The organism is Acinetobacter yuyunsongii, assembly GCF_041021915.1.
Taxonomy (GTDB): Bacteria; Pseudomonadota; Gammaproteobacteria; order Pseudomonadales; family Moraxellaceae; genus Acinetobacter.
In genome coordinates this window covers 2,220,142-2,244,742 of record NZ_CP157435.1, presented here as the reverse complement: position 1 = coordinate 2,244,742, position 24,601 = coordinate 2,220,142, and the positions used below count along the sequence as shown (strand labels likewise).

24 protein-coding genes and 3 pseudogenes are annotated in these 24,601 nt (G+C 37.5%); 13 read left to right on the top strand and 14 right to left on the bottom strand.

Annotation, left to right across the window (positions count from 1 at the left end):
* Positions 1-44 precede the first annotated feature (44 nt).
* Positions 45-557, bottom strand: coding sequence for a GspH/FimT family pseudopilin (locus ABLB98_RS10745; protein WP_005162070.1), 513 nt, complete (start codon positions 555-557; stop codon positions 45-47).
* Positions 558-944: 387 nt separating this feature from the next.
* Here ABLB98_RS10745 and omp38 point away from each other — a divergent pair, with 387 nt between their 5' ends.
* Positions 945-2,015, top strand: a complete 1,071-nt coding sequence (gene omp38 / locus ABLB98_RS10740; RefSeq protein ID WP_005162068.1) for an outer membrane protein Omp38 — start codon at positions 945-947, stop codon at positions 2,013-2,015.
* Positions 2,016-2,161: 146 nt separating this feature from the next.
* Here omp38 and ABLB98_RS10735 read toward each other — a convergent pair whose 3' ends face one another.
* From ABLB98_RS10735 to ABLB98_RS10715, 5 genes are all read right to left on the bottom strand, one after another.
* A complete protein-coding gene (locus tag ABLB98_RS10735) occupies positions 2,162-2,320 on the bottom strand; it encodes a hypothetical protein (RefSeq protein WP_348882285.1) in 159 nt (52 codons plus the stop codon).
* A 4-nt stretch (positions 2,321-2,324) separates the two neighbouring features.
* A complete protein-coding gene (locus tag ABLB98_RS10730) occupies positions 2,325-3,530 on the bottom strand; it encodes an RtcB family protein (RefSeq protein ID WP_348882284.1) in 1,206 nt (401 codons plus the stop codon).
* Positions 3,531-3,785: 255 nt separating this feature from the next.
* The gene (locus ABLB98_RS10725) at positions 3,786-5,243 is read right to left on the bottom strand and encodes an amino acid permease (protein WP_348882283.1); all 1,458 of its coding nucleotides are present in this window, start codon (positions 5,241-5,243) and stop codon (positions 3,786-3,788) included.
* An 18-nt stretch (positions 5,244-5,261) separates the two neighbouring features.
* Positions 5,262-6,278: a methyltransferase gene (locus ABLB98_RS10720; protein ID WP_348882282.1), complete on the bottom strand. Its 1,017-nt coding sequence runs from the start codon at positions 6,276-6,278 to the stop codon at positions 5,262-5,264.
* 62 nt (positions 6,279-6,340) lie between these two features.
* Positions 6,341-7,699, bottom strand: coding sequence for a uracil-xanthine permease family protein (locus ABLB98_RS10715; protein WP_004908784.1), 1,359 nt, complete (start codon positions 7,697-7,699; stop codon positions 6,341-6,343).
* A 177-nt stretch (positions 7,700-7,876) separates the two neighbouring features.
* On the opposite strand from ABLB98_RS10715, the gene typA reads away from it, so the two are divergent.
* The 3 genes from typA (at position 7,877) to ABLB98_RS10700 (ending at position 10,871) form a co-directional block, all read left to right on the top strand.
* Entirely contained in the window at positions 7,877-9,712 is a 1,836-nt protein-coding gene (gene typA, locus ABLB98_RS10710; protein ID WP_004908783.1) for a translational GTPase TypA, read from the top strand.
* Between the two features lie 244 nt (positions 9,713-9,956).
* The gene (mscL, locus tag ABLB98_RS10705; protein ID WP_348882281.1) at positions 9,957-10,385 is read left to right on the top strand and encodes a large conductance mechanosensitive channel protein MscL; all 429 of its coding nucleotides are present in this window, start codon (positions 9,957-9,959) and stop codon (positions 10,383-10,385) included.
* Positions 10,386-10,532: 147 nt separating this feature from the next.
* Entirely contained in the window at positions 10,533-10,871 is a 339-nt protein-coding gene (locus ABLB98_RS10700) for a gamma-glutamylcyclotransferase family protein (protein ID WP_087543182.1), read from the top strand.
* Between the two features lie 41 nt (positions 10,872-10,912).
* On the opposite strand, the gene ABLB98_RS10695 is transcribed toward ABLB98_RS10700, so the two are convergent.
* Both ABLB98_RS10695 and mutM read right to left on the bottom strand, forming a co-directional pair.
* The gene (locus tag ABLB98_RS10695; RefSeq protein ID WP_004664683.1) at positions 10,913-11,203 is read right to left on the bottom strand and encodes a peptidylprolyl isomerase; all 291 of its coding nucleotides are present in this window, start codon (positions 11,201-11,203) and stop codon (positions 10,913-10,915) included.
* Positions 11,204-11,236: 33 nt separating this feature from the next.
* The gene (gene mutM / locus ABLB98_RS10690; protein ID WP_256414759.1) at positions 11,237-12,058 is read right to left on the bottom strand and encodes a bifunctional DNA-formamidopyrimidine glycosylase/DNA-(apurinic or apyrimidinic site) lyase; all 822 of its coding nucleotides are present in this window, start codon (positions 12,056-12,058) and stop codon (positions 11,237-11,239) included.
* Between the two features lie 204 nt (positions 12,059-12,262).
* On the opposite strand from mutM, the pseudogene ABLB98_RS10685 reads away from it, so the two are divergent.
* Positions 12,263-12,935 (top strand): annotated as a pseudogene (locus ABLB98_RS10685) (TonB-dependent receptor plug domain-containing protein); the annotation flags it as partial.
* A 295-nt stretch (positions 12,936-13,230) separates the two neighbouring features.
* On the opposite strand, the gene ABLB98_RS10680 reads toward ABLB98_RS10685, so the two are convergent.
* From ABLB98_RS10680 to ABLB98_RS10665, 4 genes and pseudogenes are all read right to left on the bottom strand, one after another.
* A complete protein-coding gene (locus tag ABLB98_RS10680; protein WP_348882280.1) occupies positions 13,231-14,034 on the bottom strand; it encodes a tetratricopeptide repeat protein in 804 nt (267 codons plus the stop codon).
* Between the two features lie 217 nt (positions 14,035-14,251).
* Positions 14,252-14,983, bottom strand: a complete 732-nt coding sequence (locus ABLB98_RS10675) for a DsbC family protein (RefSeq protein WP_348882279.1) — start codon at positions 14,981-14,983, stop codon at positions 14,252-14,254.
* A 189-nt stretch (positions 14,984-15,172) separates the two neighbouring features.
* Positions 15,173-15,307 (bottom strand): annotated as a pseudogene (locus ABLB98_RS10670) (DsbC family protein); the annotation flags it as partial.
* A 152-nt stretch (positions 15,308-15,459) separates the two neighbouring features.
* Positions 15,460-16,182, bottom strand: a complete 723-nt coding sequence (locus tag ABLB98_RS10665; RefSeq protein WP_348882278.1) for a folate-binding Fe/S cluster repair protein — start codon at positions 16,180-16,182, stop codon at positions 15,460-15,462.
* 185 nt (positions 16,183-16,367) lie between these two features.
* Between ABLB98_RS10665 and ABLB98_RS10660 the strand changes: the two genes are divergently transcribed.
* The 4 genes and pseudogenes from ABLB98_RS10660 (at position 16,368) to ABLB98_RS10645 (ending at position 17,993) form a co-directional block, all read left to right on the top strand.
* Positions 16,368-16,814 carry an SRPBCC family protein gene (locus tag ABLB98_RS10660; RefSeq protein ID WP_348882277.1) on the top strand — a complete coding sequence of 149 codons (447 nt, stop codon included), beginning with the start codon at positions 16,368-16,370 and terminating at the stop codon, positions 16,812-16,814.
* A 62-nt stretch (positions 16,815-16,876) separates the two neighbouring features.
* Positions 16,877-17,212, top strand: a complete 336-nt coding sequence (locus ABLB98_RS10655; protein WP_087535721.1) for a DUF2004 domain-containing protein — start codon at positions 16,877-16,879, stop codon at positions 17,210-17,212.
* Between the two features lie 29 nt (positions 17,213-17,241).
* Positions 17,242-17,597 (top strand): annotated as a pseudogene (locus ABLB98_RS10650) (DUF488 domain-containing protein).
* Between the two features lie 51 nt (positions 17,598-17,648).
* Positions 17,649-17,993, top strand: a complete 345-nt coding sequence (locus ABLB98_RS10645; RefSeq protein WP_005162025.1) for a zinc ribbon domain-containing protein YjdM — start codon at positions 17,649-17,651, stop codon at positions 17,991-17,993.
* A 187-nt stretch (positions 17,994-18,180) separates the two neighbouring features.
* Here the strand turns inward: ABLB98_RS10645 and ABLB98_RS10640 are convergent, their stop codons facing one another.
* Together ABLB98_RS10640 and ABLB98_RS10635 are read right to left on the bottom strand one after the other, a co-directional pair.
* A complete protein-coding gene (locus ABLB98_RS10640) occupies positions 18,181-19,896 on the bottom strand; it encodes a proline--tRNA ligase (RefSeq protein ID WP_348882276.1) in 1,716 nt (571 codons plus the stop codon).
* 190 nt (positions 19,897-20,086) lie between these two features.
* On the bottom strand, positions 20,087-20,743 hold the full coding sequence (locus ABLB98_RS10635) for a hypothetical protein (RefSeq protein WP_087548323.1): 657 nt from the start codon (positions 20,741-20,743) through the stop codon (positions 20,087-20,089).
* 280 nt (positions 20,744-21,023) lie between these two features.
* On the opposite strand from ABLB98_RS10635, the gene pilG reads away from it, so the two are divergent.
* From pilG to ABLB98_RS10615, 4 genes are read left to right on the top strand one after another with little or no spacing between them, the layout of a single operon-like run.
* Positions 21,024-21,407 carry a twitching motility response regulator PilG gene (gene pilG / locus ABLB98_RS10630; protein ID WP_004652356.1) on the top strand — a complete coding sequence of 128 codons (384 nt, stop codon included), beginning with the start codon at positions 21,024-21,026 and terminating at the stop codon, positions 21,405-21,407.
* 19 nt (positions 21,408-21,426) lie between these two features.
* Positions 21,427-21,789 carry a PleD family two-component system response regulator gene (locus tag ABLB98_RS10625; protein ID WP_004664659.1) on the top strand — a complete coding sequence of 121 codons (363 nt, stop codon included), beginning with the start codon at positions 21,427-21,429 and terminating at the stop codon, positions 21,787-21,789.
* 39 nt (positions 21,790-21,828) lie between these two features.
* Positions 21,829-22,365 carry a chemotaxis protein CheW gene (locus ABLB98_RS10620; protein WP_005162018.1) on the top strand — a complete coding sequence of 179 codons (537 nt, stop codon included), beginning with the start codon at positions 21,829-21,831 and terminating at the stop codon, positions 22,363-22,365.
* Positions 22,366-22,412: 47 nt separating this feature from the next.
* Positions 22,413-24,500: a methyl-accepting chemotaxis protein gene (locus ABLB98_RS10615; RefSeq protein WP_348882275.1), complete on the top strand. Its 2,088-nt coding sequence runs from the start codon at positions 22,413-22,415 to the stop codon at positions 24,498-24,500.
* Positions 24,501-24,601: the final 101 nt, after the last annotated feature.

The following is a 24,601-nucleotide window of genomic DNA, read 5'->3' as shown; positions in this document are numbered from 1 at the left end:
GCGAATAAAGTATTTTACGTCGTTTAGGCTAGACTGAAGAGTTTTTAACACGTGGTAATTTCCTTACTACGTATGTGCCCCATATTGCTGAGAATTAATTGAGTATGATGATTAGAATCATTCATACAATAAAAGAAACTTCCATTTGAGCCTCTTGGTAGCCCTGTATCACCTTGGAAAGTAAGTGAATTTATTCTTAATGTACCCCTCCAATCTAATTTCCCATACTTATAATGAAATGCTGTGGAATACAATAAAGGATCATTTGAATCACGTTGCCGGTTAGCATTTAAATCAAGGAATCCGATTAGTCCACTGTTCCAATCTGAATCGCAGCTAGTTAAGTCTTTACTTGCGCATAAAGTCACATTTTTATGATGAATCTGTGCGTCAGATTTGGATTTTTGTATGTAAATTGTGAGTGTTCTTTTCATATGATTTACTTCATTTGAAATCAATAATTGATTCAAATAAGGTAAACTGAGGCATGCTAGAATCGCACAAATAGCAAGTGTGACCATTAATTCACTCAGAGTGAATCCTCTAACTTTTAACATTTTTTTACCTTTTGATAATTTTGTAATTTTTTTATTAACAAAGTGTTAAGTAATTACTGTATTTATTAAATTAAGTTTAGTATTAGAAAACTAACCATTACTTCATCAAGCAAATACTGCTAAAATTGAAGAAAGCGAACGATAAGCTATTCGAGCTTTAGAGTTGAATTGAAAATTTACTGAACTACAACGGAAATTGTAAGAAATTTTGTCAATAATTTACGAGGTTAAAGTTATCAAGCACTTGGAAAATTCATCAAGTGTTTGTATGATTCAAAGTGAAGTGAATAGCTTAAAAATAATACTGTGAACACTTCTGTGTTTATGGGGCCAAAACTCATAGGCTAAGCTTGAACAACAAACAATTGTTATCTCTGGAGGATATCCATGAAATTGAGTCGTATTGCACTTGCTATGCTTGTTGCTGCTCCTTTAGCTGCTGCTAATGCGGGTGTAACAGTAACTCCATTAATGCTTGGTTACACATTCCAAGATTCTAAGCACAACAACAGCACTGAAAACTTAACAAATGCTGGTGAGTTACAGGACGATTTATTCGTTGGTGCAGCTCTTGGTGTTGAATTAACACCTTGGTTGGGTTTTGAAACTGAGTACAACCAAGTTAAAGGTGACGTTACTAGTGCAGCACCGAATGGTGAATACAAGCAACAACAAATCAATGGTAACTTCTATGTTACTTCTGATCTAATCACTAAAAACTACGATAGCAAAATCAAGCCATACGTATTATTAGGTGCTGGTCATTATAAATATTCTTTCACTGATGCTAACGAAGCTCAATTGGGTCGTGTTGGTCGTGGTTTGAAAGAAGAAGGTACTTTAGGTAATGCTGGTTTTGGTGCTTTCTGGCGCTTAAATGATGCTTTATCTCTTCGTACTGAAGCTCGTGGTACTTATAACATCGATGAAGACTTCTGGAACTATACAGCACTTGCTGGTTTAAACGTAGTTCTTGGCGGTCACTTGAAGCCAGCTGCTCCAGTAGTAGAAGTTGCTCCAGTTGAACCAGTACCAGTTCAACCACAGCCACAGCCACAGCCACAAGAATTGACTGAAGACCTTAACATGGAACTTCGTGTATTCTTTGATACCAACAAGTCTGACATCAAGCCACAATACAAGTCTGAAATCGCGAAAGTAGCTGAGAAATTAGCTGAATACCCGAATGCGACTGCACGTATTGAAGGTCACACTGATAACACTGGTCCACGTAAGTTAAACGAACGTTTATCTTTAGCTCGTGCTAACTCTGTTAAATCAGCGCTTGTTAACGAATATAACGTTAACGAATCTCGCTTGACGACTCAAGGCTTTGCTTGGGATCAACCGATTGCTGACAACAAGACTAAAGAAGGTCGTGCCATGAACCGTCGCGTATTCGCTGCGATCACTGGTAGCCGTACTGTTCTTGCACAGCCAGGTCAACAAGCTCAATAATTTGAGTTTTTGAACTGAATAAAAAAGCGACTCTGATGAGTCGCTTTTTTATATGGGTTTGTATACAAGTGATTTGAATATATAAACATTTTAATTAGTCCTACAAAATAATTTGACTGATGTGTTTGATTAATATTTTCTAGAATTTACCAAACTTCTTTTCTAAGCTTTTGTTTGGTGTTTTGTCTTTCTCGACGGTGCTGAGCTCTAGGTTTTTCTGTTTCATGGATCCCTCCTTTTTGTAGTAAAGGGGAGAGCGCTACAGGATTACGAACTTTGATTTTAGGCATTGCTTTAAGTTTCATCTATTTAACCTTTTATACATAGAACTTGTTTAAGGGTGTGCACGATTTCGATTAAATCTGATTGGTTTGCCATGACTTGATCGATATCTTTATATGCACTTGGTATTTCGTCAATTACACCACTGTCTTTACGACATTCAATACCTTGGGTCTGTTGAATCAAATCCTCTTGACCAAAAAGTAATTTGGCTTTACTACGGCTTATTTTTCGTCCTGCGCCATGTGAACATGAGCAGAATGAATCAGAATTCGCTTTGCCTTTCACAATATAAGAGTGAGCCCCCATAGAGCCAGGAATGATGCCTAATTCATCTTGGCCCGCTCGAATTGCCCCCTTACGTGTGATTAAGAGATGCTCACCAAAATGAGTTTCTTGACTGACGTAATTATGGTGGCAATTAATCGCTTCTTTGGTCATTTGAAAAGGTGATAGCAGTGGGCGGATTGCCTCTAAAATCAGACGCATCATTTCACGTCGGTTTTCAAATGCATATTCTTGTGCCCATTCCACGGCTTCAATATAGTCATTAAAACTATTTGAGCCTTCTGCAAAATAACTCAAGTCCTTATCTGGGACATGCCCAAATCGATGTTGAGCTTCTTTCTTTGCTAGCTCGATAAAATAAGTTCCAATCACATTACCTAAACCACGGCTACCCGAATGGAGCATGACCCAAACGTCCTGATTTTCATCTAAACAGAGTTCGATAAAGTGATTGCCACCGCCTAAGGTACCGAGTTGTTTTTGCCATGTCGCATCAAACTTTCTGAGCATCCGAACTAAGCCAGGGTGCTTTTTAATGATCGGCTGCAAGCGTTTTTCCAGTGGAATAATGCTTGAGGCTTTCGCCTTAATTTGTTTGTGTAATTCAAAGCCTACAGGGACTTTACGTTCAATTGCATGGCGTAAAGGTGCGAGATTATCTGGCAACTGTGATGCTTTGAGATTGAGTCGGATAGCATTCATGCCACAACCGATGTCGACACCGACAGCAGCAGGAATAATTGCATGTTTGGTTGGAATGACGCTGCCAACAGTTGCGCCTTTACCGACATGCACATCAGGCATCACGGCAATATGTGAATACACAAATTGCAGTTGTGCCATTTTCTTTAGTTGTTCAATGCTTTCGCTATCAATATCATTGGTGAATATTTTTACTGGAACACCATATTCAGCATCAGCATTAAGTATTTTTTGTACGCCCATTTTGTTTGCTCGGTTATTTTAATATTGTGTCCGAATAGGCATAAAAAAACCTAGCGAATGCTAGGTTAAGTAGAGCATTCGGACAAGTGATGATTGGATTTGTACACTTGTCCGTGAGTCGACAGTGCCAAATCCTAGAGTGTTGTTCCTTGTAGTGCCGGCATGATGTCGTACTCCTATATAATAGTGTAGCTGAAAATACGAGCTAATAATTTTACTGATATTTAGTTAAGGGTCAAGTGAATTTTTGGCTTTTTATTCGCCTTCTTTCACGTTCATGTCTTTATATGCAATCAACTTAGTTTTGTGCTTCCATTTATAGCCCAACCAGATCGCCAAAAATAATGGGATACTGATATAGGTTGAAACTAAGCCTAACCAATCAATTTTGCCACCTAGCACAGCTTGATAGTTTTGTCCTAAAATAATGATTGAACACAGAATAAAGGCAAACCATGGTGCAAATGGGAAAAACTTGGCACGGTAAGCCAAATCTTCTAATTTATAACCTTGAGCAATATAACCTTTACGGAAACGATAATGTGAAATTGCAATTCCTAACCAAACGATAAAACCACACATCCCAGACATATTTAACAACCAGTTAAATACTTGTTTTTCGCCGATAAATGTGGTCAAGAAGCACAGAGCAGCAACGGCAGTGGTTGCATAAAGTGCATTCATGGGTACGCCACGACCATCAAGTTTTGAGAACCATTTTGGCGCTCGTCCTTCTTTTGCCATATCGAACAGCATACGTGTAGATGAGTACATCCCAGAGTTACCTGCAGATAAAATCGCACTGAGAATAACCGCATTCATCAAGCTTGCAGCAAAGGCAAAGCCTGCTTTTTCGTACAATAAGGTAAATGGTGAGAGTGCAATATCTTCACTTTGTGCGGCTTTTAATAGGAGTGGGTCATCATAGCTTACCAATGTACCAATGATAAAAATACATAAGATATAAAACAGTAAAATACGCCAGAAGATTTGTTTAATCGCCAAAGGAATCGTTTTCTTTGGATCTTTCGATTCACCTGCTGCAACACCAACCATTTCAGTTCCTTGGAAGGAGAATCCAGCGATCATGGCAACACCAATCAGGGCTTGTAAGCCACCAACAAACGGTGCATCTTTATAATGCCAGTGTTGAAAGGTTGATAGATTCGGTGTCATCATAATTTTAACAATCATCCAGATACCGATGACAATAAACACAATGATTGCAAGCACTTTAATCAAAGAAAATAAGAATTCACTTTCACCAAAGCCTTTTACCGTCAATGCATTAATCGCAAAAATAATGGTAAGGAAGATTGCACTCCAATAAAACCCAGGAATATCTGGGAACCAGAATTTCATGATGAACTGAACTGCGACCAATTCAAAAGCAACGGTAATTGCCCAGTTATACCAATAGTTCCAGCCTAAGGCGAAACCAAAACCATCTTCGACATAACGACTGCCATAAGTGAAGAATGCACCTGAAGTTGGATTGTGCGTGGCTAATTCACCGAGACTCGTCATCAAGAAATAAATCATGATCCCGATGAGAGCATAGGCCAATAACGCACCACCGGGACCGGCTGTTGCGATTGTTGAACCTGAAGCAAGGAATAAGCCTGTACCAATTGATCCGCCAATGGCAATCATATTCAGGTGGCGTGCTCCGAGCTGACGCTGAAGGTGTTGAGGAGCAGATGTATCGCTCATAAAAATTCCTTAAACTGTTTATTTCGCACAGGCATATAACACTTTGAATCCCTGTTGATCTGCCTTCACAAGACATTGACCAAAGCTCTGCTCTATCAGAGGTGGATAGTTTAGAAAACGATTCGCCACGATCCATAGTTCACCTGAATTTTTCAGATGCTTTTTCGCCAATTGGCAGAGCTCTTCACTTGCATCGTAATTGGTATGAATGCCTTGATGAAAAGGTGGATTACTTACGATGGCATCTAGATCTTTAGGCGCATCAACAAAACTTGTGACAGGCTGTAGATGTAGCTGTGCTAAGTTCAGATCATTTTTTTGAAAAGTGAACTCAGTAGACCGTAATGCAAATGCATCAACATCAAGTGCAAAAATGTGCTGGTTTGGATTTATTTTGGCTAAATAAGCACTAATAATTCCAGCACCGCAACCAAAGTCGGCAATCTTACCTGATTTTACTTGGCTCAGGTAAGGGAGTAATACGGCTGTTCCAACATCTAAATGGTCTTGACTAAATACACCCGGTAAAGCACAGATTTCGAGCTGTTCTTGATTGACTTGCACAATATAGTTTTTTAACCAATGGTCAAGTGGTTTGTGTATTTCTCTCTTTTCAATTTTCATGTGCCAAAATTGACAGTGGCGTGCACTATCAATTTTAAAGGCTTTACCATATTGCAGGAGTTGTTTTGCAGCACGTTCAACACCGCTTTTTTTTTCACCCACTAGAAATACGCTTTGACCGAGTGTTAACTGGCTCACCACGACATGAAGAATATAATTCAATAACTCTTTAGATTTTGGAACGAAAATAACAACCTGATCAAAACTTGCTTGTGGAAACTCAACTGAGAAATATGAATTTATACCAGTGCTTTGAAAACCTTGATGATCAGCATAATTCCAAGTCCAGACAGACGCTTGTACTTGATGAGGTAAATTTTTGGCGAGTTGATCGTTGGGCGCATTAATCAGTAAGATTTGCCCTTTTAAATAATCTTGTTGACGTATGACAACTTCACTACGTGGATCCATATTGATCTCTCATCAAAAACAAAGCCCAGTCGTGAAACTGGGCACTTGCAATTGTTAACGAATTATTTTTGAGTTTCAGGTAAAACAATATTCAAAATCAAGGCTGCAATACCACCTGTTGCAACACCTGAGCTGAAAATATTTTTAAATAATTCAGGAAGGTGTTCTAGGATTTGTGGTACTTGTGCTACCCCTAAGCCTAGTGCTAATGAAATTGCAATAATTAACAATGCACGGCGATCTAAATGGATCGTTGATAAAATATTAATACCAGATGCTGCCACAGCACCGAACATGACCATCACCGCACCGCCAAGTACCGCTTGTGGAACAGCTTGAATCACAGCAGCCACAGCAGGGAATAAACCTAATAAGATCAATAATGCTGCAATCCAAAGACCTACATAACGGCTCGCAACACCAGTCAACTGGATCACACCATTATTTTGTGCAAATACAGAACTTGGAAAAGTATTGAAAATACCTGCTAAGAAAGAGTTGGCACCATTAACTAGAACACCACCTTTGATGCGTTGCATCCAAATGGGGCCATCTACAGGTTGATTGGAAATTTTGCTGGTTGCTGTGACATCACCAATTGCTTCTAGAGAAGTTACTAGATAAATAAAAGCCATTGGAATAAACAAGCTCCAAGAAAAGCTCAATCCAAAATGCATTGGTGTTGGGATTTGAATAATCGGGGCTTCTTGTAATACGGAAAAGTTTAAATGTCCCATAAATCCAGCAAGTACATAACCGATGACTAAAGCGATCAAAATTGCTGAACTTTTCACCCAAATAATGCGAATTCTATTCAGTAAAATGATAATCCCCAAAACTGTACATGACATAATGAGATTATCTGCGTTTGCAAAGGTATTATCCTGCATTGCGGTATAACCACCACCCATGCTAATCAGTCCTTCTTTGATCAATGTTAGACCAATTAACAGAACGACGATTCCTGTAACGAGAGGAGTAATCAGCTTTTTTACCCAAGGTAAAATTTGAGATACGCCCATTTCGATAAATGAACCAGCGATTACGACACCAAAAATGGCAGCCATAACTTGTTCGACAGGTGTGCCAGCGGCTACCATTGCGCTACCTATACCAATGATAGGACCAATGAAATTAAAGCTAGTTCCTTGAACAATAAGTAATCCAGCGCCAAATGGACCAACTTTTTTACATTGCAAGAAAGTCGCGATCCCTGAAATGATTAATGACATAGAAAGAATCATATTGGTGTCTTCGCGAGACACGCCTAATGCCAAACAAATCAATAATCCAGGGGTGACAATTGGCACTAAAATCGCTAAAAGATGTTGAAGCGCCGCTAAAAAAGCAATAAAAGGTTTCGGTCGATCATTTAGCCCATAGACTAGATCGAGCGGTTGTTCAGAGTGGGGATTTGACATGGGAGCATAAAAAAGCGGTAAGCATTAGTTGATTATTCTAATAGACTTAGACTACTTTACCAACGATTCTGTAACTATTCGTCAGAAAAAAATTGCTCTGTCAATAAACTGTCACTACTAAACTTTAGTATTTTTCTGTATAATTTGCCCTCAAATTTAAAGCGTATCGAATTTTACATGTCAGATATTAAAACTCTCCGTAACATTGCCATTATTGCGCACGTCGATCATGGTAAAACGACTCTTGTAGACAAACTTTTACAACAATCAGGTGCTCTTGGTGATCGCGCAGGCGAGATTGAACGTGTTATGGATTCTAACGCGCTTGAGTCTGAACGTGGTATTACCATTCTTGCGAAAAATACTGCAATCAAATGGTTAGATAAGCGTACTGATACTGAATACCGTATCAATATCGTGGATACCCCCGGACACGCAGACTTCGGTGGCGAAGTTGAACGTGTAATGTCGATGGTTGACTGTGTATTGCTTCTTGTTGACTCTCAAGAAGGTCCAATGCCACAAACTCGTTTCGTAACGCAAAAAGCGTTCGCACGTGGTTTGAAGCCAATCGTAATCATTAACAAAGTTGACAAGCCAAGCGCTCGTTGTGACTGGGTTATTGATCAAGTATTCGACTTATTTGATAACTTAGGCGCATCTGATGAGCAATTGGACTTCCCAGTTGTTTATGCTTCAGGTCTTCGTGGTGTGGCTGGTCCATCACCAGAAGAATTAGCGGATGATATGACTCCGTTGTTTGAAACGATTGTTGATATCGTAGAACCACCAGCAGTTGATGTTGATGGTCCGTTCCAAATGCAGATTTCTTCACTTGATTATAACAGCTTCGTTGGTGTTATTGGTGTTGGTCGTATTCAACGTGGTTCTGTAAAATTGAACACTCAAGTAACCGTAATTGATAAAGAAGGTAAGACACGTAATGGTCGTATCTTAAAAATCATGGGTTATCACGGTTTAGAGCGTGTTGATGTTGAATCTGCTTCTGCTGGTGATATCGTTTGTATCACAGGTATTGATGCATTAAATATTTCTGACACGATTTGTGATCCGAAAAATGTTGAAGCATTACCTGCATTGTCTGTTGATGAACCTACAGTTTCGATGACGTTCCAAGTGAACAACTCACCGTTTGCTGGTAAAGAAGGTAAATTCGTGACTTCACGTAATATCCGTGAGCGTCTTGATCGTGAATTGATTCACAATGTGGCATTACGTGTTGAAGATACTGATAGTCCAGACCGTTTTAAAGTATCTGGTCGTGGTGAACTTCACCTTTCAGTATTGATTGAAAACATGCGTCGTGAAGGCTTTGAAATGGGCGTATCACGTCCACAAGTCATCATGAAAGAAATCGATGGTGAAAAACAAGAGCCATACGAAAATGTAACGTTTGATGTTGAAGAACAGCATCAAGGTTCAGTTATGGAACAAATGGGCTTCCGTAAAGGTGAAATGACCAATATGGAAGTTGATGGTAAAGGTCGTATCCGTATTGAAGCGACTGTACCTTCACGTGGTTTGATTGGTTTCCGTTCTGAATTCTTAACCATGACTTCTGGTACAGGGATCATGACATCAAGCTTCTCGCATTACGGTCCAGCAAAAGCAGGTACTGTTGCGAAACGTCAAAATGGTGTGTTGATTTCTATGGTTCAAGGTACTTGCTTGGGCTATGCATTATTCACACTTCAAGACCGTGGTCGTTTATTCGCTAAACCACAGCTTGAAGTATATGAAGGCATGATCATCGGTATTAACTCTCGTTCAGATGATATGGTTGTTAACCCAACTAAAGCGAAGCAGTTAACTAACGTTCGTGCATCAGGTACTGATGAAGCGCTGACTTTAACACCTGCATTGGAATACACGCTAGAACAAGCGCTTGAATTCATTGAAGATGATGAGTTAGTTGAAGTAACACCAAAATCAATTCGTATTCGTAAGCGTTACTTGACTGAAAACGAACGTAAGCGTAATCGCGATAAATAATCTTTTAGCATAGAAGATTTAAAAAACCGCTAAATTAATTTAGCGGTTTTTTTATTGAAAATGAATCATGACTGATGCATGCTTAAGTTCATATTTTTAGTACAATAAAATATGTTGTTAAAGTGTGAAATAACTATCTTTTTTTGGAAAAATATTAAATTATCAACATTGTGTGAATAAACGTAGCTGTGTAATAAACAATGCAAAAACAGACTACATTAACTTCAACTCTGGAGAGTTATAGATGAGTATTATTCAAGAATTTAAAGAATTTGCCATCAAAGGCAATATGATGGATCTTGCTATTGGTGTCATCATTGGTGGTGCATTTGGTAAAATTATTGATTCATTGGTGAAAGATATCATCATGCCACTTATTTCAGTTATTACTGGTGGGGGTGTTGATTTTACGCAGAAGTTTATTGTGCTCGGAGACAATCCAAATAATTTACAGTCTTTAGATCAATTAACGAAAGCAGGTGTCAATGTTTTGACCTATGGTAATTTCTTAACCATCTTTATTAATTTCATTATTTTGGCATGGGTTGTGTTTCTTATGGTGAAAGTAATGAATCGTATGCGTAAACAAAAAGAAGTAGCGCCAGCAGCACCAGCGCCTACACCTGAAGATATTCAATTATTACGTGAAATTAGAGACTCTTTGAAAAAATAAGTACTTATTATTTTCATAAAAAACGGCATTTAAAAATGCCATTTTTTATTGGAAGTAGATAATTCCATATTTGGAACGCAAGCTTTTACATGGAAAATTGCAAGATTTGACTTTAAAATATTTGCATATTTGAATGGAACAGCAATCATGAACCAACTATTTGTCTATGGCACACTTTGCCCAAACCGAGAAAATGCGCATATTTTGGGTGGAATCGGTGGAGATTGGCAAAAAGCATCGGTACACGGCACAATTCATATTTTAGATTGGGGACCAGATAAAGGTTTACCTGCCTTAGTTTTAGCTGAACAAGATCCATTAATCATGGGATATTTATTCAGCACGGAAAAATTAGAACAAAACTGGCAAATGTTAGATGAGTTTGAAGGATTCCAATATGAGCGAGTTGTTGCTGAGGTTATCTTGGAATCTGGTGAAAAAATAGATGCATGGACTTATGTGATGAAACCGCAAGAATTAAAATAACTGAGAAGAGGAGAGAGCTTAAAATAATTAAGCTCAAACCATTATCTTAAGCCATCCATGCGAAATTTCACTTCAATTAAGTGAAAACCGAATTGGCTTTTGATCGGGCCGTGTAAGATTCGTTCTGCTGCTGTAAAAACTAATTTATCAATAACAGGGACCAATTGCCCCTTTTTCACTTCACCGAGTTCGCCTCCACGTTTAGCTGAGTTGCAAGTAGAGTATTGTTTGGCGATTTTGCTAAAATCAGCACCAGACTGAATTCGTTTTTTTAGCTGTTCGGCTAAGTCTTTATCTTTGACAAGAATATGTCGAACAATTGCGGTTTGCATAAGGTTGTTCTCCTTGATTGCATCTTAAATGGTCTATACTTTGCTTAGTTTCAAAGGTTGGCATTGTGGACAAAATACACTAGCACGTTGACCTAACTTTAAGTTTTCTAATGTAGTTTCACAATTAACACACATTTCACCTGCGCGACCATAAGCTAAAAGTGTCTGCTGAAAGTAACCATTTTCACCCATGGCATTACTATAGTCACGTAAAGTCGAACCACCTAAATCAATTGCTTGTTTTAAGATGCGTTTTACTTCGATGACTAACTTTTCCACTTGTGCTTTGCTCAGCGTCGAAGCAGGTTGCGCAGGATGAACCCCAATGTTGAATAAACTTTCAGTTGCATAAATATTGCCCACACCAACCACTATATGGTTATCCATTAAAGCAATTTTAATGCCGACATTTTTTTTAGCTAATTTTTCATGCAAATATGTTGGATTAAAATTTTCAGTTAATGGTTCTGGCCCTAGCGTATCAATCAATTTACTTTGATTGGTTTCATCTAACCATAGAATACACCCAAAGCGCCGTGGGTCATGGTAGCGGAGTTGCTGATCTTCAAATTCGATCACAAGATGGTCATGCTTTTTTAATTCATCACTGGATTGACATAGGCGAAAGCTTCCTGACATACCTAAGTGCCAAAGCATTTGATCTTGTTCAAATTCAGCCAAAATATATTTGGAACGACGTTTGAGTTGAGTTAAACGTTGACCAATTAATTTTTCAATATCATCAGGGATAGGCCAGCGCAAACTAGGATTGTGTACTCTTACAGCTTGTACACGTTGCTCTAAAAGCGGCAGTAAACTGGTTTTTGTGGTTTCAACTTCAGGAAGTTCGGGCATAGTGAGCTCAAGTTGTTTCAACAACAATACAATGAGGGTAAATGTTTAACTTACAATTATGACGATATTTAATTTGATTGGCTAATCATCATTAAAATTGATTTTTGGTTTTTTAGCTAAGGTTAGAGATCTAATCTAATTATAAAATAATGAAATACTTACTTTAAAAAGCTTGCCCTAAATTCTGTGAAACAAGGAATTTTCATATCTTTAGTAAAAACAAATTTTTTATATGGTTGTGTTGCAATAAGCATGGGTTTGAATGGTTCTTTTGCTTGGGCTGCTGAATCAGAAGTCGATCGGCCCATACAACTTCCGGACAATTAAGGTCGGAGCAACTCGTACTGACACAGCTTATATTGAAACACCAGCATCAATTTTTAGGGTAGATATGCCTAAAAACGATCAGAGCTTAGAAGTTGATTTAACTGAGCTTGTGAAAGGGATACCGAGTGTTCAACTGCGCAATCGAGAGAATTATGCCCAAGATTTGCAACTTTCTATGTGTGGTTTTGGTGCACGTCCCACATTTGAAGTTCGTGGAATTCTTTTATATAGCGATGCTATTCCTGCCACAATGCCAAATTGACAAGGGCAAACCTCAAATATTGATTTAAGGAGTTTAAGTCATCTTGAAGTATTAACAGGTCCATTTTCTTCGTTATATGGAAATTCTTCAGGAGGTAAGATTTTAGTAAAAACAAAGGAAGGACAGGGTAAAGATTCGATAGAAATGAGTTGTGCGGGCGGTAGTCATCACAAAAATCATGCTGGTTTAGTTTTACAAGACGGTTTAAAAAATCAAAATGAACCAAGTTATATGATTAATTCATCCTATTTTGATACAGATGGTTATCGCGATCATAGCAGTGCAGAAAGTATCAAACCAATTCTGAAAAGAATACATGTTTACTTTTTAATGACAACTTAAACAATTGCATCGGCTTATACAGGATACATATTTTGCTATACGGATTGGAGTTTAAATGGATTTACCCCTATAGATAATTTATTTAATAAACAATATATCGGTTCAGTGATTGTGAACGAAGGAAATAATCGCTTCTTTGAACCTACAGATGGGCGCAATTGGAGTGCTTGGATTAAGTTAAGCAAACAATTTTAAATAAAAAGCAGCACTCTTTAGGGGGGGGAGTGCTGCTGAATTGATTTTAGTTCTTTGTTTTTACTGAAGCTGCTTTTTTTGCAGCAATTGCTTCTTCAACTTTAGCCAATGATTCCTTCGCATTTGGATAGTTAGCTGCTGCTAAGCGAGTAAAAATATTTTTTGCCTGCTCTAAATCTTGGTCAACAATATCTCCATTTGCTAACATATTACCGAGAACCATTAAAGATGGTGCATAACCTTTTTTAGCTAAATCTTTAAGGCTATCAATCGCCTGTGCTTGCATAATAGGATTTTTATTTTTAACACCAACACTCAAATCGTAGATTGTTTTGAGATGTTTTGCTGGATAATAATCTTTCCGTAGCAATGGTAATAGTTTCTGAACAGCGATCTGATCGTATTCAGGTTTACCTTGCTCAAATAAAATTTTTGCAGTTTCAACAATCGCTTCATCAGAGCCTTGTTTAGAAGCTTTATCTAAATATTCTTTGTATTTTTGATTATTCTTAGTGATGCCCAAATCACCTTTATGATAAGCCTGTGCTAATGTATAACTGGCTTGAGCAAAGCCTTTATTTGAAGCATCTTGATAATGCTGTACGGCTTTCTTTTCATCCTTTACCGTGCCTTGACCAACTTGAGTCATATAACCTAGGTTATAAATTGCTTGGGCATTCCCTGTATCTGCGAGACGCTGCATTTCTTGAAACGCGGCAGGGTAGTTTTTTGCTTCGTATAGTTTAGTTGCTTGAGCAAATGCATCTGTTTTTGCAGTTACTTTACTATCAGCCGCAAATGTTGAATGACTTGTAGCAAGAATTAAGCTGGCAATCAGCAACTTTTTCATTTTATTTATTCCTTCCACAGATATCTGCTTTAATCCATTACATGGCAGTTTTTAATGCCCTCATCATAAAAGTTTGGTGTGAAATGTAAATATAGATTTTGTATAAATCTTGCTTAATTAATTTATTTTAATTTTTATATTATTTAATATAAATCAGAATCTTATGTTGTAAGTGGTGGCTTGCCAGTCAACTGAAAAGCCACCACCTAATTAGATACTATTTTTTAGTTTGTGCTTCTAAGAGAAGTTGTTCAATTTGTTGAGCATTTTGTGGTAAACCCGCGACTCTAGTGCCATTTTCAAGGAAGATTGTAGGTGTCCCACTAATTTCTAGATTTTGTCCTAAAGCAATATTTTTCTGTACAGGTGTTTCACATGTACCTGAATTTTGGGCTAACTTACGATGTAGCATGTAATCTTCCCAAGCCTCATATTGGTTTTTTGCACACCAAATTTTATTTGCTGCAGTTTCAGCTTGTGGATGCAATTTCTTAAGTGGGAATAAAAAAATGTAGACCGTTACATTGTCGATAGAGGTCATATATTGTTCAAGTTTTTGACAATATGGGCAATCGGGATCGGTAAAGACATATAAAGTACGTTCGCCTTTACCTTTGATGTGCTTAATGGCTTGTTTGAGAGGAAGTTGTTTTACATCAATTTTACTCAGTTCAGAAATACGATCTTCTGTTAGGTTTTTCTGATTTTTTACATCGAGTAAATTGCCAAAAAAAAGATATTTAGCATTTTCATCTGTATAGATAATCTTACCAGACACATAGACTTCATAAATTCCACTTAGTGGAGATGGGGTGACTGAAGTAACGGGAATATCTGGATAATTTTGTTTAAAGTTTTGTTCTAAGGTTTTGCTATCAGCATGTACTATTTGTAAGCTTAATAGACTCAGTGATAAGGCTGATAGCCAAGTTTTGATGGTTATTTTCATTTGAGAGAGATATTGTTGAGAATAGGTGAACAATAACCTTCATTTCGATTCTCGACAAGAATGATCATTAAACTTTATTTCAAATAAGGCTGCATTGCCAATTGCATTAATTCAATCAGTTCGGGATCCATCTCTATATCGACCAGAAGCATCTATCCATATAGAGCCTCTGATGTTTGAAAGAGTCTAAAGATCTGGAATAGGTGTTTTATCTATAAATTCTGGTTTTAATTCATTAGGAAGGCTTTGGATTCTTTGATTAATTTTTTCTGTGTTAGCAAAACTAGATTGCATATTAAATAAAGCGGTAGCCATCGTAATCATAAAAAGTAATGTAGACTTGAGTACAGCTAATTCCGATAAATTGAATAAAATAAAAAAGTATTTGTTTTAAATAAGAGTATATGCTTAATTTTAATTAGAGGATCTTATTTATAATTAAAAAGCCCTAGTAAAAGGGCTTTTGTTTAAAATGATTATTGTGGTCGTGCTACATCACCATTTAATACTTCTGGTAAATCCAAAACCTTTGCACCAAGTTCTTCTAAAGCAACTGGTTTTGCAATTACAAGCGCGATATAGCCGTCTTCAAATGCAGCACTATTCACAACCTCAACATCTTTACTTAGCTGGCTAGCAGGAGAAGGAACAGTATCTTTGCCTTGGATTAAATGTAACCAATGTTTTGGTTTTGCTTTAAACCATAGACGTGCCACAATTTCCTGACCTAAATAACAACCTTTATCAAAATGTACACCATCACGCTGATGCAAACGTAGTTCTTGTGGTTGAAACAAATGTTCTGTACTTTGACTAATCCATGCTTGACCTGACTGAATCGCTTGAATTTGCCAAGCATCGATGTCTGTCTCCACAGAAGAAAACTCAGTTTGAATGCCATTTAATAAAGGAAAAACAGATCCTATTTCTTCTAATTTCATTTTTGAAAAAGCACCAAACTTTTTAATATGTTTGGAAAACTCTTCGGCTTGATCTTGGGTGGTTACAAGTTCAAAACTTTCTGGGTTTAATCTTTTAATCCATAGCCCAAAATGAATACGTCCTTTTAAGTCACAAATAGCGGTATAGCGATTTTCATTTTCAGGGAGACGTTCTACATGAACAGTCACTTGACCCTGTAGAAATTTTTGCGCATCTACACCATTCAAGCTAAAAGCAGTAAAAGCAAGCTGACTCATAGATTAATCCCAAAGCTGCGTTCTTATCACTAAATATGGAGTACTATTTTGCGCCATTTTTTACAAAAAAGCAGCTTTAGATTCTAGATATTCGGGTTCAATTGAGCGATTGAAGGAATAGTATTTCATGACTAAATCGGTATGATAGAGGCACGAATTAAAAATAACTTAGTCTGAGAATAATAATGAGTGGAACAGTACAACTACATCGTGTATTTAATGCACCACCAGTTCGTGTTTTTAAAGCCTTTCTCGATCCAGATGCCTTGGTAAAGTGGATGCCACCTCATGGTTTTACTGCCAAAATCTATCACTTAGACCCACAAGAGGGTGGAACATACAAAATGTCATTTACTAACTTTTCAACTGGACAAATTCATTCATTTGGAGGAACGTATATTGAAATTATCCCGAATGAATTATTACGCTATACCGATAAGTTTGATGATCCTAATTTACTAGGTGAAATTCAGGTCACAATAAAATTAAGATCAGTGGCAGTAGGAACCGAAATGCATATTACTCAAGAGGGAATACCTGATGTTATTCCTGTTGAAGCGTGTTATTTAGGTTGGCAGGAATCTCTGTATTTATTGGGATTGCTGATTCAAGCTGAAATTCCAAATGAATAACAACTCCTTAGCTTAATTCAAACTAGCTAAATTTTTAATATTTAATCATATTGGGGAATATTATGTCTGAACAAATTCTTGAACACAGAGAACAATTGGCTCGTGTTGCCATGCGCGAAGCTTTAGAAAATCAACAAGCAGAAGATAGTGTGGAGTTATTTATTCAACATCATCTTGAAGAAGTTGAACCTGAATATTGGGAAAAATATTTTGACACATCAAAACCTAATTTATTACAAATTTTAGAGTTACTGGTATTAGATTCACGTTGGGATGAGGGGGATCTGGAAAGTTATGAAATTTTAGATTTCACCTTACCAGATGAGATCACAAATTACGTTATCTGCGTTAGTTTTGATTCAAAAGGGCAAGTTGTTAATATTTCAATGGAAAGCTGAAAAAATTGTGAGATGTGGGGTAGGCTGATGTGAGAATTGAGATTAAACGTATTTATTGATCCTGTTGAGCCGACTGATGGACAGCGTGTATTCGTAGATCGGTTATGGCCAAGGGGAATATCGAAATAGCAGGCACATTTAGATTTATGGCTTAAAGATATTGCACCCTCAACTGAATTGAGAAAAGCGTTTTGTCATAAGGTTGAACATTGGCTGAGTTTTCAGGAAGGATATTATGAAGAGCTTAAAGAAAACCCTTATGTAAATCAGCTTAAAGACATGGCACAGCAACAGCAAGTAACGCTCATTTACGCAGCTAAAGATCTTAAGCTTAATCATGCTAGTACTTAAAAATTATTTAATTGGACAAGCGATTCAAGCTTAAATTTTGAAAAAATGCGTCTATCGATCATAATAGTGCTTTTGAGATGTTTTTATGTCTTTTCCACACTGCCCAAAATGCCAATCAGAATATACTTACCAAGATGGCGACTTATTGATTTGCCCTGAATGTTCACATGAATGGAAAGAAGGGGAGGCATCCGCTTCAGAACAACAAGAGATTATTAAAGATGCCAACGGTAATATTTTAGTTGATGGTGATAGCGTCACTGTCATAAAGGATTTAAAAATCAAAGGTTCATCATCTGTAGTTAAAGTCGGGACGAAAGTGAAAAGTATTCGTTTATTAATCGATGCGAATGATGGACATAATATTGATTGTAAAATCGATGGGATTGGTGCAATGAAATTGAAATCTGAATTTGTAAAAAAGATTTAATCCAAATCATTTAAGGGGGCATGTCAGTGCCCCCTTTGCTATTCAAAAACTTACCAAAAGTGAACAATAAATCATTTTTTATTAGTATAAAAAATAATCTATAAATAAAGCTATGACAATCAAAACAACAGTTTTCAATAAAAAAGCCGTTTATTATTAAACGGCTTTTTTATTGCTAGGATGAAGATTAGCCTATAAGTTTAGCTAAGAGTTCTTCTTTACCTAAATTGCTTGCTTCAAGATCGCGACGACCTTTGTACTCAAAAGTTCCTGTATCAAGACCTTTCTCACCAATAACAATACGATGAGGAATACCCATTAATTCAAGATCAGAGAATTTCACACCAGGGCGTTCATTACGATCATCAAGCAATACATCATAGCCTTGAGCTTGCAATTCAGCATAAAGCGCTTCAGCTGCTTCAAGGGTACGAGGTGATTTATGCGCATTCATTGGCACAATCGCAATGTCGAATGGAGCAATCGCTTGAGGCCAAATAATTCCTTTGTCATCAAAATTTTGTTCAATTGCTGCTGCAACCACACGTGTTACACCAATTCCATAGCATCCCATTGTAACAGTAAATGGTTTACCATCTTCACCGAGTACTTTACACCCTAAAGCTTCCGAGTATTTTGTACCGAGTTGGAAGATATGACCGACTTCAATACCACGTTTGATTTGAAGTGTGCCTTTACCATCTGGAGAAGGGTCGCCTTCAACAACATTACGCAAATCATAAACTTCGGTAAATTTTGCATCACGCTCCCAGTTCACACCTGTCGCATGTTTATCGACTTCATTTGCACCCGCAACAAAGTCAGATAATACGGATGCAGCACGATCCACAATCACAGTTAAGCCTTTTTCAACTAAACCTTGTGGACCGCAGAAACCTGCTGTTAAACCATGTTGTTCTAATTGTGCTTCAGTTGCAAATGCCAAAGGTGCAGCAATTAAAGGGTGCTTTTCAGCTTTAATATCATTCAATTCGTGGTCGCCACGTAAAAATAGAGCAACAACGGGTGTATTGCCATTTTCATCTGTTTGACCTTGTACAAGTAAAGCTTTTACAGATTGTTTTGCATCACTGTTTAAAAATTGGCAAACATCAGCAATTGTTTTCTGATTTGGTGTATCGACTAAGGTCATTGTTTGAGCTGGCGTAGCACGCTCACCGACTAACAATGCTTCTGCCATTTCAACGTTAGCGGCGTAATCAGATTCAGTAGAAAATGCGATATCATCTTCGCCACTTGCAGCAAGTACATGGAATTCATGTGATGCAGAGCCACCGATTGAACCTGTGTCTGCTTGTACAGGGCGGAAATCGAGACCTAGACGTGTAAAAATACGGCTATAGGTGTCATACATGACATCATAAGTTTCTTGTAGTGATGCTTGATTTGCATGGAACGAGTAAGCATCTTTCATGATAAATTCACGAGATCGCATCACACCGAAACGTGGACGAATTTCATCACGGAATTTAGTCTGGATTTGATAGAAATTTACTGGTAATTGCTTATAACTTTTCAGCTCATTACGTGCCAAATCTGTAATGACCTCTTCATGAGTAGGACCAAGCACGAATGGATTATCATGACGATCTTTGAAACGAAGTAATTCTGGACCGTATTGTTCAAAACGACCAGATTCTTCCCAAAGCGCAGCAGGTTGAGTGACAGGCATAAATACTTCTAATGCGCCTGAACGGTTCATTTCTTCGCGAACAATCGCATCTACTTTCTTTAAAACACGTGTTCCCATGGGCAACCAAGAGTATAAACCAGAAGCTAATTTACGAATCATCCCCGCACGTAACATGAGCTGGTGCGAAATGACTTCAGCATCATTTGGGGTTTCTCTTAACGTTGCAAATAAAAAGCGGCTTGCGCGCATGGAAACTGTCCTAAAGTTAAGTGTTATTTAGAAATACTCAAACGAGCAAAATTATCTACTCGGTTTTAAGCAATTGGCATTATGACATGAATCATTGAATTTCGTGTAATCTAAAGCAAGCTGAATGAATTAAAACTATGAAAAGTTAGGATTAATATTTTTGAGAGACCATGCAAGAAAAATTCTAAGTCTATTGTGTTTCTTGTTCAATATTTTTTAAACGGTTAATAATATCAGCATAATCTGTTTCAGTTTTATGATATGCATTACGTAAACTTTCTACTGTTCTTTTTACATTTTCAATATTCTTGGCATTATTGTCTAAATTATTTTTGAGTTGAGCGGGGGGCGTTTCTCCCTTACGATGATATTCCATCTCTTGTCGCTTAAATCCAATTTTGTCTTGTTGAAGCTGTTGTAATTGTTGTTGTTGATAATTAAGTTGCTTTTTTAAACTAGCCAAAATTTGATCTCTTTTTGTTGCCGCTATTTTTGTATTTCCATAAGCACGCTTTAATCTCATATCTTGTTCGCGTTGACGTGCAATAGATTCGCGACGAGAAGATTGTTGTACATCTACGGTTGCGTTATAAGCACGGTTGCGTTTGATCACTTGCATATTACGATCAAGTGCTTCATAACCATAACGAATATGTTCGGGCGTAACTGATGTACTCACATTAGCAACACCATTTTTATCATAATAACGATACCATACAGCTCTGGGTTGCTCTGTGGCTGCAAAACTTGAACTGCAAAAAATCAATAAAAAAAACGCGCAAATGTAATTACGAGCAATCGTTGTAAAGTGGCTAATGCCGAAACCGCACTTTAACGAACCAGTCATTACATTCCCCGGAAAAAGTTAACTAAATCACTTATTTTTAAATAATAATCAGTTGTATATTAGTAGCTATTTAGATAATTAAAAATAGTGAGTATACAAAAAATTTAGGAATTTGACGAAAAGTGTGAGAAATTTGTTATTGTTGTTGAAAACTGATAGGTTGGTTCAAAAAACTTCATTGATAATGCAAGTAAAGATATGTTAAAAATATCAACTGATGTGTATAAAACAAATTAAACCAACCATAATTTGTATTGAGTGAATGGGGCAGGACAATTAAATGGAAGATAAATTTCAAAATTTGAAAGTAATGGTGATTGATGATTCAAAAACGATTCGTCGTACAGCTGAAACGCTTTTACAACGAGAAGGTTGTGAGGTGATCACCGCTGTTGATGGTTTTGAAGCATTATCAAAAATTGCAGAAGCAAATCCTGATATCGTGTTCGTCGATATTATGATGCCTCGTTTAGATGGTTATCAAACCTGTGCACTGATTAAAAATTCTTTAAATTACCAAAATATCCCAGTGATTATGTTGTCAAGCAAAGACGGTTTGTTTGATCAGGCTAAAGGGCGTGTTGTGGGTTCGGATGAATATTTAACTAAGCCATTTAGTAAAGATGAGCTGTTAAATGCGATTCGTAATCACGTTAGCGCATAAAATTTAAATTGAGGAAAAAATGGCTCGTATACTTATTGTAGATGATTCACCTACTGAAACATTTCGCTTTAGAGAAATTTTGACTAAACACGGTTATGAAGTTTTAGAAGCAACCAATGGCGCTGACGGTGTCACAATGGCGCAAGCAGAACTACCAGATCTCGTATTAATGGATGTGGTAATGCCAGGAATGAATGGTTTCCAAGCGACACGCCAAATTAGCAAAGGTAAAGACACGCAGCATATTCCTGTTGTGATCGTAAGTACCAAAGATCAGGCAACAGATCGTGTTTGGGGTAAGCGTCAAGGTGCTTGTGATTATTTGACCAAGCCGATTGATGAGCAACAGCTCATTGATGTGATTAAACAATTATTAAGTTAATTCGTACGAGCCTTTTCATTACTCAATACGGGATAGGGTATGGCAGCAAATGGATTTATCGAATTGCTTCGCTTATCCAAGCGAGGCAACAAACAATATGCTTCAACTCAAAATGAAGTCAGCCGTTGGTCTGGTATCGCATTTGAGATGTTAGGGCAATATTTCGTTGCACCATTAGGGGAGATTTCGGAGGTGATTTATCCTCCAAAATATACCCCTGTTCCTAATACTCAGGCATGGGTACGTGGTTTGGCAAATATTCGTGGTCGATTGCTTTCAGTTTCTGATTTAACACATTTTATTTCAGGACAACGGAGTCAGTTTTCACCAACACAAAAAGTAATATGCATTAGCCATCAAGACCATTATGTGGGTTTGGTTGTCGACCAAGTTCTTGGGATTCAGCACTTTAATAAAAAGAGTTTCTTTTCACAAAGTGCTGATCTAGATGATAAATTGAAAGATTATTGTCAGGGATACTTCCATCAACATAATCAGCAATGGCATGTGTTTTTACTGAGTCGGTTGTTGCAAAATCCTCAATATATGAATGCATCAATAAAATTTATAAACTAATTTGATACGCTACGGAAAATAAACGCGTATTCAGGGGAGAAGCTGACATGGGCTTTAAACTTAAAAAGAAAAATGGTAGTAGTGGTGATAGTACTGGTCTTAAGAGTGGTGGTGCATTTTTAGAGAATGCTCGAACGCAAATTGATCAGTTTTCTCGCTTATTTGGTGAAACTGAAAAGTCGAAACCAATTCTATACCGTGCGATTGGTGCTTTAGCTCTTGCAGTTATCCTCTTAATTTATTTATTCGTGAGTGTGCCTCGTCATAACCAGTTAACTCGTAGTTTGGGTGAGTTACGCTTGTTATCTCAGATGATTTCTCGTCAGGCAACTGAGGCGACGGCATCTGGTACACCTGAAGCAATGAAAAGTTTAGTTGAATCTAAAAAGCGTTTTGCTGAGAATTTAGAGACGGTTGAAAGTGTATATGGTACTGGTTCAGAAGAGTATAAAAAAGCAAATGCACTTTGGACGAGTGTTTCTAAGAACATTGAGTTAATTGCTTCACAACAAAAAGTCATCAATCAATTATACGATACAAATATCTCGATCAGTGAAACGATTCCTGAAATTCAGGCTGAATATAACTTGATGGTTGATCAGATGGTTCGTGAAAATATGCCAAGTAGTCAGGTAATTATCACGAAAAACCAAGTGTTTATTGCTGAACGTATTTTACGTTCGATTAACTCTGTTTTAGTCGGTACCGATAATTCAAATGTGTCTGCGAATGACTTTGGTGCGGATATTGATACCTTTGGTGTTTATTTAAATGCACAATTAAATGGTAGTACAGAACTTGGCGTAGATCGTATTGCATCTCCTGATTTACGTGAGTCTTTAGATAGTATTAAATCTGATTATGATGCAGTATTGAAATCAGCTGCAGCAACAGTATTACAAAACGCAAACCAAATTGTTCGCGTACGCCAAGCATCTTCGCAAATCTTTTCTCAATCTGATGCCTTATTAACGTCATTAAACAATTTATCTAACAAAGCAGAGGGTGGTTGGGGTAACGTTATTGCAGGTGTTGTATTAATTGGTGCGTTAGGTCTATTGATTTTCTCTGCACTACAATTACTTACTCTACGTAGTAATACAGATAAAGAGCGTGTAACTCGTCTACAAGATGAATATGACCGTAACCAAAATGCAATTTTACGTTTACTAGATGAAATTGCCGACTTAGCAGATGGTGATTTACGTTCATATGCAACAGTATCAGAAGATTTTACTGGTGCGATTGCCGACTCGATTAACTTTGCAATCGATCAATTACGTGACCTTGTATCTCGAATCACTGAAACATCTCAAGAAGTTGCTCGTTATACTCAAGATACTCAAGATATTACCAACCAATTAGCAGAAGCTTCTGAACATCAGGCGCAAGAAATTGCAGGTGCATCAGCAGCGATGAACGAAATGGCATTGTCGATTGACCAAGTATCTTCGAATGCATCCGAGTCTGCTGAAGTAGCACAACGATCTGTACAAATTGCATCGAATGGGGCAGAAGTTGTAAACCGCTCGATCGAAGGTATGGATCACATTCGTGAACAAATTCAAGAAACTTCAAAGCGTATTAAACGTTTGGGTGAATCATCTCAAGAGATTGGTAACATCGTATCCCTAATTAACGATATTGCCGACCAAACCAACATCTTGGCATTAAATGCAGCGATTCAAGCATCTATGGCTGGTGAAGCAGGTCGTGGTTTCGCAGTCGTAGCCGACGAAGTACAACGTCTTGCAGAACGTTCTGCATCAGCAACGAAACAGATTGAAAGCTTAGTAAAAACCATTCAAACAGATACGAACGAAGCTGTTATTTCAATGGAACAAACGACGTCAGAAGTTGTTCGTGGTGCGAACTTGGCAAAAGATGCGGGTATTGCACTTGATGAGATTCAAACGGTATCTGGTGATTTGGCTAAATTAATTGCGAGCATTTCTGATGCAGCAAAACTTCAGTCTGCATCAGCAAGTCACATTGCAACAACGATGAATGTTGTACAAGAAATTACGTCACAAACGACGACAGCAACGTTTGATACAGCTCGTTCGGTTTCTGAATTGGCAAATATGGCTGAATCATTACGTGAATCTGTAACTGACTTTAAGCTACCTGAATAAGCAGCAAAGGGGAGGCAGAGCATATCTGTCCTTTCCCTTTTTGAAGAGATGTAGAATATCTCTACAAGATGATGACTAACATGGAGCTACATCTTGTGTGA

What these genes read in the sequence shown, in the direction of transcription:
- ABLB98_RS10745 (WP_005162070.1), bottom strand. Translation starts at nt 557, where the DNA reads ATGTTAAAAGTTAGAGGATTCACTCTGAGTGAATTAATGGTCACACTT.
- omp38 (WP_005162068.1), top strand. Translation starts at nt 945, where the DNA reads ATGAAATTGAGTCGTATTGCACTTGCTATGCTTGTTGCTGCTCCTTTA.
- ABLB98_RS10735 (WP_348882285.1), bottom strand. Translation starts at nt 2,320, where the DNA reads ATGAAACTTAAAGCAATGCCTAAAATCAAAGTTCGTAATCCTGTAGCG.
- ABLB98_RS10730 (WP_348882284.1), bottom strand. Translation starts at nt 3,530, where the DNA reads ATGGGCGTACAAAAAATACTTAATGCTGATGCTGAATATGGTGTTCCA.
- ABLB98_RS10725 (WP_348882283.1), bottom strand. Translation starts at nt 5,243, where the DNA reads ATGAGCGATACATCTGCTCCTCAACACCTTCAGCGTCAGCTCGGAGCA.
- ABLB98_RS10720 (WP_348882282.1), bottom strand. Translation starts at nt 6,278, where the DNA reads ATGGATCCACGTAGTGAAGTTGTCATACGTCAACAAGATTATTTAAAA.
- ABLB98_RS10715 (WP_004908784.1), bottom strand. Translation starts at nt 7,699, where the DNA reads ATGTCAAATCCCCACTCTGAACAACCGCTCGATCTAGTCTATGGGCTA.
- typA (WP_004908783.1), top strand. Translation starts at nt 7,877, where the DNA reads ATGTCAGATATTAAAACTCTCCGTAACATTGCCATTATTGCGCACGTC.
- mscL (WP_348882281.1), top strand. Translation starts at nt 9,957, where the DNA reads ATGAGTATTATTCAAGAATTTAAAGAATTTGCCATCAAAGGCAATATG.
- ABLB98_RS10700 (WP_087543182.1), top strand. Translation starts at nt 10,533, where the DNA reads ATGAACCAACTATTTGTCTATGGCACACTTTGCCCAAACCGAGAAAAT.
- ABLB98_RS10695 (WP_004664683.1), bottom strand. Translation starts at nt 11,203, where the DNA reads ATGCAAACCGCAATTGTTCGACATATTCTTGTCAAAGATAAAGACTTA.
- mutM (WP_256414759.1), bottom strand. Translation starts at nt 12,058, where the DNA reads ATGCCCGAACTTCCTGAAGTTGAAACCACAAAAACCAGTTTACTGCCG.
- ABLB98_RS10680 (WP_348882280.1), bottom strand. Translation starts at nt 14,034, where the DNA reads ATGAAAAAGTTGCTGATTGCCAGCTTAATTCTTGCTACAAGTCATTCA.
- ABLB98_RS10675 (WP_348882279.1), bottom strand. Translation starts at nt 14,983, where the DNA reads ATGAAAATAACCATCAAAACTTGGCTATCAGCCTTATCACTGAGTCTA.
- ABLB98_RS10665 (WP_348882278.1), bottom strand. Translation starts at nt 16,182, where the DNA reads ATGAGTCAGCTTGCTTTTACTGCTTTTAGCTTGAATGGTGTAGATGCG.
- ABLB98_RS10660 (WP_348882277.1), top strand. Translation starts at nt 16,368, where the DNA reads ATGAGTGGAACAGTACAACTACATCGTGTATTTAATGCACCACCAGTT.
- ABLB98_RS10655 (WP_087535721.1), top strand. Translation starts at nt 16,877, where the DNA reads ATGTCTGAACAAATTCTTGAACACAGAGAACAATTGGCTCGTGTTGCC.
- ABLB98_RS10645 (WP_005162025.1), top strand. Translation starts at nt 17,649, where the DNA reads ATGTCTTTTCCACACTGCCCAAAATGCCAATCAGAATATACTTACCAA.
- ABLB98_RS10640 (WP_348882276.1), bottom strand. Translation starts at nt 19,896, where the DNA reads ATGCGCGCAAGCCGCTTTTTATTTGCAACGTTAAGAGAAACCCCAAAT.
- ABLB98_RS10635 (WP_087548323.1), bottom strand. Translation starts at nt 20,743, where the DNA reads ATGACTGGTTCGTTAAAGTGCGGTTTCGGCATTAGCCACTTTACAACG.
- pilG (WP_004652356.1), top strand. Translation starts at nt 21,024, where the DNA reads ATGGAAGATAAATTTCAAAATTTGAAAGTAATGGTGATTGATGATTCA.
- ABLB98_RS10625 (WP_004664659.1), top strand. Translation starts at nt 21,427, where the DNA reads ATGGCTCGTATACTTATTGTAGATGATTCACCTACTGAAACATTTCGC.
- ABLB98_RS10620 (WP_005162018.1), top strand. Translation starts at nt 21,829, where the DNA reads ATGGCAGCAAATGGATTTATCGAATTGCTTCGCTTATCCAAGCGAGGC.
- ABLB98_RS10615 (WP_348882275.1), top strand. Translation starts at nt 22,413, where the DNA reads ATGGGCTTTAAACTTAAAAAGAAAAATGGTAGTAGTGGTGATAGTACT.